This window comes from Actinomadura fibrosa (assembly GCF_900659615.1).
GTDB classification, from domain to species: domain Bacteria; phylum Actinomycetota; class Actinomycetes; order Streptosporangiales; family Streptosporangiaceae; genus Spirillospora; species Spirillospora fibrosa.
This window is the reverse complement of record NZ_CAACUY010000252.1, coordinates 1-12015: the sequence shown is the minus strand read 5'-3', so window position 1 is coordinate 12015 and position 12015 is coordinate 1. Positions and strand designations below refer to the sequence as shown.

Sequence of the window (12015 nt, the reverse complement as noted above, 5' to 3'; positions counted from 1 at the left end):
GGGACGATCGCGACGCGGGACCGCGACAGGCGGCAGGCGTCCACGATCGAGGCGTGGTTGACCTGGTCGGACACCACCAGCGCGCCGTGCGCCCGGGCCGCGCGGTGCAGCTCGGCGAGCGGGGCGAGGTCGCCGTCCACGGAGAACACCGCGTCGGTGACGACGACCGCGTGGTCCTCGTCACGCTCGGCGAGGGCCCGCCGGACGGCGGCGGTGTCCCGGTGCGGGACGATCGCGACGCGGGACCGCGACAGGCGGCAGGCGTCCACGATCGAGGCGTGGTTGACCTGGTCGGACACCACCAGCGTGCCGGGCCCGCCGAGGGCCGTGACGGCGCCGAGGTTCGCGAGGAACCCGGAGGAGAACACGAGCCCGGCGGCGCTGCCGGTGAACGCGGCGAGCCGCCGGTCCAGCTCGGCGTGCAGCTCGGTCGTCCCGGTGACGAGCCGGGAGCCGGTGGAGCCGGTGCCCCACTCGCGGGCCGCGGCGACGGCGCCGGCGACGAGCCGGGGGTCGCCGGCGAGGCCCAGGTAGTCGTTGGACGCGAGGTCGACGAGCCCGCCGGGGCCCGCCGGACGCGGCCGCAGCGTGCGTCGCAGCCCCGCCTCGGCGCGCCGCGCGGTGGCGTCGCGGAGCCTGGCCAGGGGGTCTGCGCTCATGGGGGAATCCTGCCAGTTCGCCCGGGGCGGGAGAGGGGCGGCCCTGTCCAAAAAGGGATACGCGATGATGGTCGCGTGCCTACCTTGACCGACCTGGTGCGCGACCAGACCGACCTCACCGAGACCGACCTGGAGTGGCTGCACGCCCTCGTGTCGGACTGGCAGCTGCTCGCCGACCTCTCGTTCGCCGACCTGCTGCTGTGGGTGCCGCTGCGGTCGGCGGACGTCCCGCCTCCCGGCGCCGGGCAGGGCGGCGAGGTGCCCGGCTGGGTGGCGATCGCGCAGATGCGGCCCACGACCGGGCCGACCGCCTATCCCGAGGACCTCGTCGGCAAGGTCGTCCGGACGGGGCGGCGCGGGCTGATCGACGTCGCCTGGCGGGAGCGCCGCATCGTCCGGGAGGGCGACCCGGAGTGGGGCAGCGGGATCCCCGTCCGGGAGGAGTCGATCCCGGTGCGGCGCGGCGCCAAGATCCTCGGGGTGATCCAGCGCAGCACGAACCTCAGCTCGGCGCGCACGCCGAGCCGGCTGGAGCTGACGTACCTCCAGAGCGCCAGCGACCTCGCCCAGATGATCGCCGAGGGCCGGTTCCCGGTGCCGGGGGAGGAGCCGAACCTCGTCCGCTCGCCCCGCGTCGGCGACGGGCTCATGCGGCTGGACCGCTCCGGCCGGGTCACCTACGCCAGCCCGAACGCGCAGTCGGCGTACCGGCGGCTCGGCTACCCCGCGGACCTGGCCGGGGAGGCCCTCGGCGAGGTCACGGCGGGGCTGTGCGACACCGGCGAGCCGCTGGAGGAGGCGCTGAGCGTCGTGCTCAGCGGGCGGTCGCCGCGGGAGGTCGAGGTCGAGGCGCACGGCTCGGTCATGCAGCTGCGGACGATCCCGCTCGTCGTCGGCGGGACGCGGATCGGCGCGATCGTGCTCTGCCGCGACGTCACCGAGCTGCGCTGGCGCGACCGCGAGCTGATGACCAAGGACGCCACCATCCGGGAGATCCACCACCGGGTGAAGAACAACCTCCAGACGGTCGCGGCGCTGCTGCGGCTCCAGGCGCGGCGGCTGCGGATCCCGGAGGGCCGCGCGGCGCTGGACGAGGCGGTCCGCCGGGTCGGGTCGATCGCGATCGTGCACGAGACGCTCTCCCTCACCCCCGACGAGCTGATCGACTTCGACGACATCGCGGACCGGGTGATCATGATGGCGGGGGAGGTGTCCACGCCGGAGACCAAGGTCGCGCCCAAGCGCACCGGGAACTTCGGGGTGCTGCCCGCCGAGGTCGCCACGCCGCTCGCGATGGCGCTGACCGAGCTGCTGCAGAACGCGCTGGAGCACGGCCTCGCGAACCGGTTCGGGACGCTGGAGGTGATCGCGCACCGGCACGGCGAGGGCGGCCCGGCCCGCGAGCCGGGCGGCGTGCGGGTCTGGGGGGAGTGGCCGGAGTTCGGCGAGGGGAAGCGGGCGGAGTCGCCCCGGGAGGCCGGTGCCGCGGCGCCGGACGGGGCCAAACACTCCCCGGACGGGCCCCGGCTGGTGGTCGTCGTGGCCGACGACGGCGTGGGCCTCCCGCCCGACTTCGACGTGGAGAGCAGCAACAGCCTCGGGCTCCAGATCGTCCGCACGCTGATCGTGGGGGAGCTCGGCGGCCGGCTCGACTTCCGTCCCCGCGAGGGGGGCGGCACCGAGGTCGTCGTGGACGTCCCGCTCGACCAGCACCACCGCTCCGGCCCGCCCCGCCCCTGACCGGCGGCGGGACGACGAACGCCCGGGGCCTGGGGCCTCGGGCGTTCGATGTCGTGCGAGCGGCGCTGGTGCTCTCCGGCCGGGAGGTTCGGAGGCGGCGCCGCCGTTTCGCGCGGCCGCGGGTGGCGGCCGGGATGGATCGGCGGGAGCTGTCGTACTACAGCGTGGCGGACTACAGGGCGGCGTTGGCGCGGGCGCGGGCCCGGGCGGTGCGGCGCTTCAGGGCGCGGCGCTCGTCCTCTCCCATCCCGCCCCAGACGCCCGAGTCCTGGCCGGACTCCAGCGCCCAGCGCAGGCACGCGTCGGTGACGTCGCAGCGCTTGCACACCTGCTTGGCCTCTTCGATCTGCAGGATCGCGGGCCCGGTGTTGCCGATCGGGAAGAACAGCTCGGGGTCCACGTCACGGCAGGCTGCGCGGTGGCGCCAGTCCATGCGGTCCACTCCTTCGTCAGGTGGTGGAGGAACTCCACTTTTGTGAACGGTTTCACATGTCGCGAACACCCGGAGCGGCGGTGGCCTGGTCCGAGGGTGGTTGTTCGGCGGCGCCGCGACCAGCAGGCCAACGACGTTGGGGCCCCGGTCGGCCGGCGCACTTTGAGCGTGTCAGCCGGGCGCGGGCAGACGCAAGACCTTTGAGAAAGGATTCTCTAAGTATGGGTGTCGTATGTGTCACATCGGTGGGTCGGCCGTGTTGCTTTGTCGTTAACCGACCGGCCGGTCGGCCTCAAATGACGATGCGTATCGCCTTCGGGACCGATCGGAAGGTGAGGCACTCGCGCTCGCCCAGGTAGTCGCCGTCGAGCTGGAACGCCATGGGCCGGTCCGAGCGCAGCGTGACCTCCGTGGCGTCGTGCACGTTCACCACGTGCCGTCCCTGGACGGGCCGCGTGCGCGCCGTCAGCATCCGGGCGAGCGCGCCGAGCGTCGGGGCGACGTCCAGAGAACGCATGCCGAACACGTCGAGACCGCGCGCGAAGTTCGCTCTCGGACTCGGATTCACCGGCAGCGGGCCCATGAAAGTCCATGGCGACGTATTGGAGATGAAGGCGAGGAACAGGTCCTCTTTCGCCGCCCGTCCCGGCACTTCCAGGCGCAGCGCGGGACGCCGCCGATCGGTGCCGGAGAAGAAATGCCGGACCGCGGTGCGCACATAGAGCGACGGATCGGCCCGCGCGCCCGCGGCGCGCCGCCGCTCCACCTCCCGGACGACCTCGGCGTCCAGCCCGATACCCGCACAGAAGGTGAAATAACGCTCCGCGCCGTCCGGATGGCGGGCCGTGCCGAGGCCGACCGTCCGGTGCCGCCCGGCGCGCAGCGCCTCCCGCACCACGCGGGTCGCGCCGACGAGGTCACCGGGCAGGCCGAGGGCGCGCGCGAACACGTTGGCGCTGCCGATCGGCAGCACCGCGAGGGCGGGCAGGGCGGGGTCCGGGCCGTCCGCGAGCAGCCCGTTGACCGTCTCGTTGACGGTGCCGTCGCCGCCGAGCGCGATCACGGCGTCGTAGCCCTCCTCGGCCGCCCGCCGGGCGAGGTCGGTCGCGTGGCCGCGGCGGGCGGTCTCGGCGATGACGAGGTCGAGGTCGCCGCTGAAGGTCCGCACGAGGGTGTCGCGGGCCCGCCGGGAGGTGGAGGTCGCCTTGGGGTTGGCGATGAGCATGGCGCGCACGGCGCCAGCGTATCGATCGTTCCGGGACGTTTCCCCACGCGGCGGGTCCCGGGCGGGGGCAAGTAGGGTTTCGAGTTGTGTCGAAGCCACCCAGCACGCCGTCCAGTGCCCCCTCCGGCAAGCGTCCCGGCACCGTCCACGTCGCGGCCGCCCTGGAGGCCGCGGAGGGCCTGGCGGCCGTCGGATTCGGAGTCTTCACCGGGGTGGAGACCGCGGCGGGCGCCGCCGTCGACCCGGTGAGCGGTATCGGTGTGACGGTCCTCGCGCTCGCCGGCGGGCTCGGCATGCTCGCCTGCGCCCGCGGCATGCTGCGCGCCGACGCGTGGAGCCGCGCCCCCACGGTGCTGACGCAGCTGTTCGCGCTGCCCGTGGCGTGGTCGCTGTGGCAGAGCGAGCGGCCGGGGATCGCGCTCCCGCTGGGCGCCGCCGCCGTCGTGACGCTGGTCGCGGTGCTCAGCCCGCCGAGCACGGCGTGGCTCGTCCAGGACCGCGAGGCCGGCGACGAGGCTGACGACGGGCCTGAGGACGAGGCCGGGACGACGGCCGAGGTGAAGCCCGAGACCACGGCCGAGGTGAGGAAGACCACGAAGCCCGGGACGGGCGGCGCCAACAAGGGCCGGAAGAAGAACGGCGGCACCGGCCCGGGGAAGGGCGGTGCCGCGGGGAACGGCCCGGCCGCCAAGCCGCGCCCCACGAAGGGCTGACGGGCACGGCGGCCGGGGAGGCCGTCGACGGGGTCACTCGTCGGCGGTGAGGCCTTCGCGGAGCTGGGCGAGGGTGCGGGCGAGCAGCCGGGACACGTGCATCTGGGAGATGCCGAGCTCGGCGGCGATCTGCGACTGGGTCATGTTGCCGAAGAACCGCAGCAGCAGGATCTTCTTCTCGCGCGCCGGAAGCTTCTCCAGCAGAGGCTTGAGGGACTCGCGGTACTCGACGCCCTCCAGCGACTCGTCCACCATGCCGAGCGAGTCGGCGACCGCCGGGGCGTCCTCGTCGCCGGAGTCGGGGGCGTCGAGGGACACGGTGGAGTAGGCGTTCGCCGACTCCAGGCCCTCCAGCACCTCCTCCTCGCTCATCTGGAGGTGGGCGGCCAGCTCGCTGACGGTCGGGGCGCGGCCCTCGCGCTGGGCCAGGTCACTGATCGCCTTGGTGAGCGAGAGCTTGAGCTCCTGGAGCCGGCGCGGGACGCGGACGGCCCAGCCCTTGTCGCGGAAGTGCCGCTTGATCTCGCCGACGATCGTCGGCGTCGCGTAGGTGGAGAACTCCACGCCGCGGCCGAGGTCGAACCGGTCGATGGACTTGATCAGCCCGATCGTCGCCACCTGGATGAGGTCGTCCAGCCACTCGCCGCGGTTGCGGAAGCGGCGGGCGAGGTACTCGACCAGGGGCAGGTGCAGCTCCACGAGCTGGTCGCGGATGCGCTGGCGCTCGGGGTCGCCCTCGGGCAGCTCGGCGAGGCGCTCGAACAGGGCGCGGGCCCGGGCGCGGTCGGGGACCGCGCTCTCCGAACGCTCGTTGCCCGCGCCGGCGATGGTGGTCTTCTCTGTCACGGGGCCCCCGCCGCACCGCGCCGCTTCTGCAGCGTCACGGTGACCCGGTCGTCGGCGCCCACCTGGGCGTCGACCTCGCCGGCCAGCGACGACAGGACCGTCCAGGCGAAGGTGTCGCGGCTGGGCTCCTGGCCGTCCATGGTGAGGACCGCGACGGAGATGCGCACGGCATCGCCCGTGAGCTCGAACTCGCAGGTCAGATCGGTCCCGGGAACGGCTTGGGCGAGCAGCATCGCGCACGCCTCGTCGACCGCGATGCGCAGGTCCTCGATCTCGTCCAGCGTGAAGTCCAGGCGGGCGGCGAGGCCCGCCGTGGCGGTCCGCAGGACGGACAGGTAGGCGCTCGCGGCGGGCAACTTCACGGTCACCACGTCGCGGACGGACAACTTCGTACTGCCCGGCATGGCAGCGGTTTCCTCGGTCACGTCTCTCCCTCGCAGGATTGTCCCGCTGCTTTGAAACTACCGCCTGCGGGGCCCGCTGCGAGACTTCGCCGCGCGTGGCTTTCTCACCAATGTCCGCGCCGAGGTGAAAGGACGCGTTCCAAACGCTCCGCCGGAGTGACGTTGATCACTACGCGGGCGGGAGCAGCGCCCCGCGATGGCCGATCACCTGGGCGGCGAGCGCGGCCGCCGCCTCCGCCGCCGCGCACCGGCCGGCGCCGCCCAGCCGGGCCGCGAGGTAGCCGCCGTTGAAGGCGTCCCCGGCGGCGGTCGTGTCGACGACGGACGCGACAGGCACCGCAGGCACGGCCTCCTCGGGCCCTTCCGCGCCGTCCTCGGCCGGGCCGGCGATCACGCAGCCGCGCTCGCCGAGCTTGACCGCGATCTCGGCGACCCCGGCGGCGCGGAGCCTCCGGATCACGTCGCCCGCGGTCGCGTCGCCGAACACGGCCGTCTCGTCGCCGAGCGTGGGCAACGCCACATCGGTGCGGGCCAGCACGTCCGCCATGGCGGACACGGCGGCACCCGCGGACGGCCACCCGGCGGGACGGTAGTTGCCGTCGAACGCGACCAGCCCGCCGCGCCGCCGCGTCTCGTCCAGGGCCTCCAGCAGCCGTTCCCGCGCGGACGCGCCGAGGATCGACAAGGTGATCCCGGAGAGGTAGACGAGGTCCCGGGAGGCGACGAACTCGTCGATCTCGCTAGGTTGGCCGGGGCCGAACAGGCCGCGGGCCGCCGACTGGGAGCGGTAGTAGTGGAACGTCCGCTCGCCGTGCCGGTCGGTGCGGATCAGGTACAGCCCGGCCTGGCCGCCCGGGACGGTCCGCGTGTGCGCGGAGCCGACGCCGTGCGCGGACCAGGCCGCCACCATCCCGGCGCTGTAGGGGTCGTCGCCGACGAGCGAGACGAACTCGACGTCCGCGGTGCCGGGGGCGGCGCTCCGGGCGAGGTAGGCGGCGACGTTGAACGCGTCGCCCGCGTAGCCGAGCGCGAGCCGGTCCGGCGCCGTGTGGCTCAGCTCGATCATGCACTCGCCGATCACCGCGATCCGCGCGGGCCTCGATCCGTCCGCGACCACCGTGTCCAGCGCGCTCATGACCGGCTCCTTCCTCGGGGCGTCCGCATCGGGGCGACGATACATCTAGACAACAAGTGATCTGATGACTAACACTTTTGGTGCCGCGTTTTCCACCCTGTACTCCATCCCGTGCGCCGACGGAGGCCGCCATGGACCACGCCATGGACCACGACCCGATGCGAAGCTACGAGACCGACGGATACGCGATCTTCCGCGACGTGCTGGACGCCGAGCTGGTCATGGAGGCCGACCAGCACGTCCGCTGGCTCCAGGCGAAATACCCCCACCTCGGCGGGGAGGACCTGTCGACGGAACTGGTCGCCAGGGACCCGTTCTGGGTGCGGCTCGTCTCCGACGACCGGCTGCTGGACGTCGCCGAGCGGTTCATCGGCCCCGACATCGCGCTGTTCGCGTCCGCCTACATCGCCAAGCCGCCGTTCACGGGCAAGGCGGTGCTCTGGCACCAGGACGGCGCGTTCTGGCCGCTGGACCCGATGCGCGTGGTGACGCTGTGGCTCGCCGTCGACCGCTCGACTCCGGAGAACGGCTGCCTGCGCGTCATCCCCGGCAGCCACCGCGACGAGCTGCACGACGTCCGCGAGCGCGACGACGCCGGGGCCGTCTTCGGCGTGGAGACCGCGGTGGGCGTGGACGAGTCCCGGGCCGTGGACCTCGTCCTGGAGCCGGGCGACGTCGAGGTCCACCACCCGAACATCATGCACGGCAGCAACGCCAACGACTCGCCCTACCGGCGGTGCGGGCTGACGATCCGCTACATCCCGACCTCGACCCGCATCACCGAGGAGCCCCTGCCGTTCCCGTCCGCGCTGCTGCTGCGCGGCGACCCCGGGGTGAACGAGTACCAGCCGCGGCCCCGCTACGTGCCGGGCGAGCACTTCCCGTTCCGCGGCGCGGAGACGTGGAGCTGACCGCCCCCGATGACCTACCGACGGCACCGCCCCGCGCGCAACTGGGGCGCGCGCGTGCACGAGATCACCTGGGCGGGCCTGCGCGCCCTGGTGCTGGAGAACGAGCTGCTGCGCGTCACCGTCCTCGCGGGCAAGGGCGGCGACGTCGCCGAGTTCTGCTACAAGCCGCGCGACATGGACTTCGTGTGGCTGTCGCCGGACGGCCTGCGCAACCCGCGCGACGTCGCCGGGGCCGCGGCCGACGACACGGCGGCGTTCCTCGACCACTACGAGGGCGGCTGGCAGGAGGTCCTGCCGAACGGCGGCGCGCCGAGCACGTACCGGGGCGCCGCGCTGGCGCAGCACGGCGAGGTCGCCGGGCTGCCGTGGGACGCCGACATCGCGGCCGACGACGCCCGCGAGGTCGCGGTGCGGCTCACGGTGCGGGCGAGGCGGCTGCCGCTGCGGCTCGTCAAGACGTTCCGGCTGCGCGCGGGCGAGCCCGCCCTGCTCGTCGAGGAGGAACTGGCCAACGAGTCGGGCGTCCCCATCGACGCGATGTGGGGCCACCACATCGTGTTCGGCGCGCCGTTCCTGCGGCCCGGGCACCGGATCGACGTCCCCGCCGGCGCGCTGGTCGTCCCGCACGGGACGCCGATCGAGCCGCACGGCCGCCGGGTCGCCGCGCCCGGGCCGCACGGCTGGCCGCTCGTCCCGGCCGACGGCGCGGACGGGACCGTCGATCTGAGCGTCGTGCCCGAGTACGGTGCGCCGAGTGAGATCGTCTACCTGACCGGCCTCGACGAGGGCCGCTACGCGGTGGTCGACCCGGCGGACGGCCTCGGCCTGCGCGTGACCTGGGACGTCTCCGTCCTGCCGCACCTGTGGCTGTGGCAGGAGCAGGGCGCGACCATCGACCATCCGTGGTGGGGACGCGCGTACGTCGTGGGCCTGGAGCCGTTCGCGGGCTATCCGACGGACGGGCTCGCGGCCGCGGTGGACAACGGCACGGCGCTCCGGCTGGACCCGCACGGGAAGCGGCGCCTCTGGCTGCGGGCGGACGTTCTCACCGGAGCGGCGTGAGGTGAGGGAAACGTGAGCGAGGTCGGGGGAAGCATGAGCGAGTTCGCGGGGAAGGTGGCGGTGGTCACCGGCGGGTCGATGGGGATCGGGCGGGCCGTGGTGGAGCGGCTCGCCGCCGCCGATGCGTCCGTCGTGTTCTGCGGCGTGGAGGACGACGGCGTCCGGCGTGCCGAGGAGGAGCTGCGCGCGGCCGGACGTGAGGTGACCGGTGTGGTCGCCGACGTGACCGACGCTGCACAGATGGCCGGGCTCGTCGCGACGGCCGTGTCCCGCTACGGCGGCCTGGACACCGTCGTCACCTGCGCCGGCGTCCAGCGGTACGGCACCGTGGAGGACACCTCCGAGGAGCTGTGGGACGAGGTCCTCGGCGTCAACCTCAAGGGCGTCTTCCTGGTCTGCCGCGCCGCCGTGCCCGAGCTGCGGCGCCGCGGCGGCGGGACGATCGTCACGGTGTCGTCGGTGCAGGCGTTCGTGTCGCAGGACCGCGTCGCCGCCTACAGCGCGAGCAAGGCCGCGATCAACGCGCTGACGCGGTCGATGGCCCTCGACCACGCCGCGGACGGGATCCGCGCGAACGCGGTGTGCCCCGGCTCGGTCGACACCCCCATGCTGCGCTGGGCCGCGGACCTGTTCCGCGGCGACGCGTCCCAGGACGCCCAGGTGGCGGAGTGGGGCCGGTCGCATCCGCTCGGGCGGGTCGCGCGGCCCGAGGAGGTCGCCGAGGTCGTCGCCTTCCTCGCGGGCCCCCGCTCGTCCTTCGTCACGGGCGCCGAGTACCGCGTGGACGGCGGCCTGCTGGCGCGCAACCCCGCCGCCCTGCTGGAGCCGAACCCGGGTTCTGCAGAGATCTAGACACCAAGTCATCTGATGACTCAGAATGGGCGGGCATCCGAGACGGCGTCCGGATCCACCACCCCATCCCTTGCTTGCGTCTCGGTGCTCGCGGAGGTCCCCATGCAGGATGCCGTTCCCTCTCGCCCGTCCACCCCGTCCGTCCACCCGCCCCGGTTCCGTGGCGCCCGCCGCCGCTCGGTCGTGGCCGGTCTGCTCGCCGCCGGTCTGATCACCGCCGGGACCGCCGGCGCCGTCCCCGCCGCCGCGGGCGTCCGCCCGGCCGCCGGGCCCGTCTGCTCCGGCACCGCGTCCCCGACCTTCGGCACCGCCACCCCGAACACGGCGCAGAACGGCAAGTTCACCGCCTACGGCAACAGCAACGCGCTGCTGGACGACTGGACCGGCGCCGACACCACCTACTCGCTGAAGCTGTCGGACGGCCGCATCGTCTACGCCTACTCCGACACGTTCCTCGGCAAGGTCAACTCCGATGGCTCCCGGCCGGTCGTGATCGAGGAGGGCGGGACGACCCCGTTCATCAACAACTCGTTCGTCGTCCAGGCGACGGGCGGCGCGCTCACCACCGTCCACGGCGGGACGGCGGCGGCCCCGAAGGCGGTCATGCCGCCCCCGCAGCGGGCCGACTGGTACTGGGCGGGCGACCTGACACAGAGCGGCTCCGAGGTCCAGCAGCTCTACCGGGAGTACTACGACCCGAACCCGGACAACGGCGACCCCTGGGACATGAAGTTCAAGGGCAACGTCCTCGCCCGGTTCTCCACCGGGAACCTGTCCGCGCCCACGCAGGTCGCGGCGATGCCGTCGGCGACCGGCGTCCAGTGGGGGTCGGCGATCCTCAAGGACGGCGGGAAGACCTACATCTACGGCACCGAGGACTACACCGACCCCTCGACCGGCGTGAACACCAAGTACCTGCACGTCGCGCGGGTCGACGGCACCGACCTGCGCGGGACGTGGAGCTACCGGACCAGCTCCGGCTGGTCGCTGGCGGAGGCCGACTCGGCGCGGCTGCTCAGCGGCGTGTCCAACGAGTTCAGCGTCACCAAGCGCGGCGCGCACTACCTGCTGGTCAACCAGGACACGAAGATCGCGTTCGGGGCGGAGATCGACGTCCTGCTGTCCTGCTCGGCGGACGGCCCGTTCACCAACGAGCAGACGGTGTACTCGACGCCCGAGACCGGCCCGTTCGGGTCCTACGGCGACCCGGACGTCTACACCTACAACGCCCATCAGCACGCGTCGCTGTCGTCCAGCGGCAGGCTGGTGATCTCCTACAACGTCAACAGCCTCGACCGGACGGCGGGGCCGGCGAACGACAACTACCGCGATGTCAGCATCTACCGCGCCCGCTACATCAACCTGCCCGTGAGCGGTTGACGCCGCCTCCGGAATTTCGCCGGAGACAAGAGACCAGCGGCTCGTGTCCGTACCGTCCACGGCGGTGCCGCTCCCGACGCGCCCCCGGGTGTCCTCCCGCCCGGGGGCGCGTTCTCCCGCGCCGGGGTACCGTGCGCGCCGCCGATTCGCAGGCCAGGAGGTCCCGATGGACGCCGAACTCGCCGCCGCCCTCGACGGCATGCCCTACGTCGGGCTCTCCGATCCGGAGGCCGCCCGCGCCGCCATGCGGGCGCTCGTGTCGGCGCTGGCCGAACCGGACGGCGGGGCCGGTGCCCGCGTCGAGGTCACGGACCGGACGATCCCGGGCCCGCCCGGCGCGCCGCCCGTCCCGGTGCGGACGTACCGGCCAGCGTGGACGCGGCGTCCGGCGCCCGTGCTCGTGTACTTCCACGGCGGCGGGTTCGTCACCGGGGACCTGGACAACGAGCACGGCCGCTGCCTGGCGTTCGCGGGCGAGGACGGGATCGCCGTCGTGTCGGTCGGCTACCGGCTCGCCCCGGAGCACCCGTTCCCGGCGGGCTTCGAGGACTGCTACGCGGCGACGGCCCGGTACGCTCGCCGATCTGCGCGCGGGTCAGCGGGCCGTGCCCGACGAGCAGGTCCAGCGCCGCGCGGTCGTTCAGCTCACGCAGCA

12 protein-coding genes and 1 pseudogene are annotated in these 12015 nt (G+C 73.5%); 7 read left to right on the top strand and 6 right to left on the bottom strand.

What is annotated here, in order from left to right; genetic code table 11:
* On the bottom strand, positions 1-659 hold a 659-nt coding region (locus tag E1300_RS41275; RefSeq protein ID WP_131762725.1), incomplete at its 3' end, for an aminotransferase class I/II-fold pyridoxal phosphate-dependent enzyme.
* A gap of 75 nt (positions 660-734) precedes the next feature.
* On the opposite strand from E1300_RS41275, the gene E1300_RS41270 reads away from it, so the two are divergent.
* Entirely contained in the window at positions 735-2399 is a 1665-nt protein-coding gene (locus tag E1300_RS41270) for a PAS domain-containing sensor histidine kinase (protein ID WP_131762724.1), read from the top strand.
* Positions 2400-2571: 172 nt separating this feature from the next.
* On the opposite strand, the gene E1300_RS41265 is transcribed toward E1300_RS41270, so the two are convergent.
* Positions 2572-2832 carry a WhiB family transcriptional regulator gene (locus E1300_RS41265; RefSeq protein ID WP_131762723.1) on the bottom strand — a complete coding sequence of 87 codons (261 nt, stop codon included), beginning with the start codon at positions 2830-2832 and terminating at the stop codon, positions 2572-2574.
* Positions 2833-3124: 292 nt separating this feature from the next.
* Positions 3125-4066, bottom strand: a complete 942-nt coding sequence (locus E1300_RS41260; protein WP_207400252.1) for a diacylglycerol/lipid kinase family protein — start codon at positions 4064-4066, stop codon at positions 3125-3127.
* A 77-nt stretch (positions 4067-4143) separates the two neighbouring features.
* On the opposite strand from E1300_RS41260, the gene E1300_RS41255 reads away from it, so the two are divergent.
* The gene (locus E1300_RS41255) at positions 4144-4770 is read left to right on the top strand and encodes a hypothetical protein (RefSeq protein ID WP_207400251.1); all 627 of its coding nucleotides are present in this window, start codon (positions 4144-4146) and stop codon (positions 4768-4770) included.
* A gap of 33 nt (positions 4771-4803) precedes the next feature.
* On the opposite strand, the gene E1300_RS41250 is transcribed toward E1300_RS41255, so the two are convergent.
* The 3 genes from E1300_RS41250 to E1300_RS41240 form a co-directional block, all read right to left on the bottom strand.
* On the bottom strand, positions 4804-5616 hold the full coding sequence (locus E1300_RS41250) for an RNA polymerase sigma factor SigF (protein WP_207400250.1): 813 nt from the start codon (positions 5614-5616) through the stop codon (positions 4804-4806).
* Entirely contained in the window at positions 5613-6041 is a 429-nt protein-coding gene (locus E1300_RS41245; protein ID WP_131762722.1) for an ATP-binding protein, read from the bottom strand. The genes E1300_RS41250 and E1300_RS41245 overlap by 4 nt, the downstream gene beginning before the upstream one ends.
* A 148-nt stretch (positions 6042-6189) precedes the next feature.
* Positions 6190-7155 carry a sugar kinase gene (locus E1300_RS41240; RefSeq protein WP_131762721.1) on the bottom strand — a complete coding sequence of 322 codons (966 nt, stop codon included), beginning with the start codon at positions 7153-7155 and terminating at the stop codon, positions 6190-6192.
* A 131-nt stretch (positions 7156-7286) separates the two neighbouring features.
* Here E1300_RS41240 and E1300_RS41235 point away from each other — a divergent pair, with 131 nt between their 5' ends.
* The 5 genes and pseudogenes from E1300_RS41235 to E1300_RS53055 all read left to right on the top strand — a co-directional run.
* Complete coding sequence (locus E1300_RS41235; RefSeq protein ID WP_242619727.1) at positions 7287-8066, top strand: phytanoyl-CoA dioxygenase family protein; 780 nt, start codon at positions 7287-7289, stop codon at positions 8064-8066.
* Positions 8067-8075: 9 nt separating this feature from the next.
* A complete protein-coding gene (locus E1300_RS41230) occupies positions 8076-9128 on the top strand; it encodes a DUF4432 family protein (protein WP_131762720.1) in 1053 nt (350 codons plus the stop codon).
* A gap of 33 nt (positions 9129-9161) precedes the next feature.
* The gene (locus E1300_RS41225) at positions 9162-9980 is read left to right on the top strand and encodes an SDR family NAD(P)-dependent oxidoreductase (protein WP_131762727.1); all 819 of its coding nucleotides are present in this window, start codon (positions 9162-9164) and stop codon (positions 9978-9980) included.
* 102 nt (positions 9981-10082) lie between these two features.
* Positions 10083-11360, top strand: a complete 1278-nt coding sequence (locus E1300_RS41220; protein WP_242619726.1) for a DUF5005 domain-containing protein — start codon at positions 10083-10085, stop codon at positions 11358-11360.
* Between the two features lie 166 nt (positions 11361-11526).
* Positions 11527-11883 (top strand): annotated as a pseudogene (locus E1300_RS53055) (alpha/beta hydrolase); the annotation flags it as partial.
* Positions 11884-12015: the final 132 nt, after the last annotated feature.

Bases quoted from the DNA above. Each gene is read 5' to 3' on its own strand.
- E1300_RS41265 (WP_131762723.1), bottom strand. From the start codon at position 2,832: ATGGACTGGCGCCACCGCGCAGCCTGCCGTGACGTGGACCCCGAGCTG.
- E1300_RS41240 (WP_131762721.1), bottom strand. From the start codon at position 7,155: ATGAGCGCGCTGGACACGGTGGTCGCGGACGGATCGAGGCCCGCGCGG.
- E1300_RS41235 (WP_242619727.1), top strand. From the start codon at position 7,287: ATGGACCACGCCATGGACCACGACCCGATGCGAAGCTACGAGACCGAC.
- E1300_RS41230 (WP_131762720.1), top strand. From the start codon at position 8,076: ATGACCTACCGACGGCACCGCCCCGCGCGCAACTGGGGCGCGCGCGTG.
- E1300_RS41225 (WP_131762727.1), top strand. From the start codon at position 9,162: ATGAGCGAGTTCGCGGGGAAGGTGGCGGTGGTCACCGGCGGGTCGATG.
- E1300_RS41220 (WP_242619726.1), top strand. From the start codon at position 10,083: ATGCAGGATGCCGTTCCCTCTCGCCCGTCCACCCCGTCCGTCCACCCG.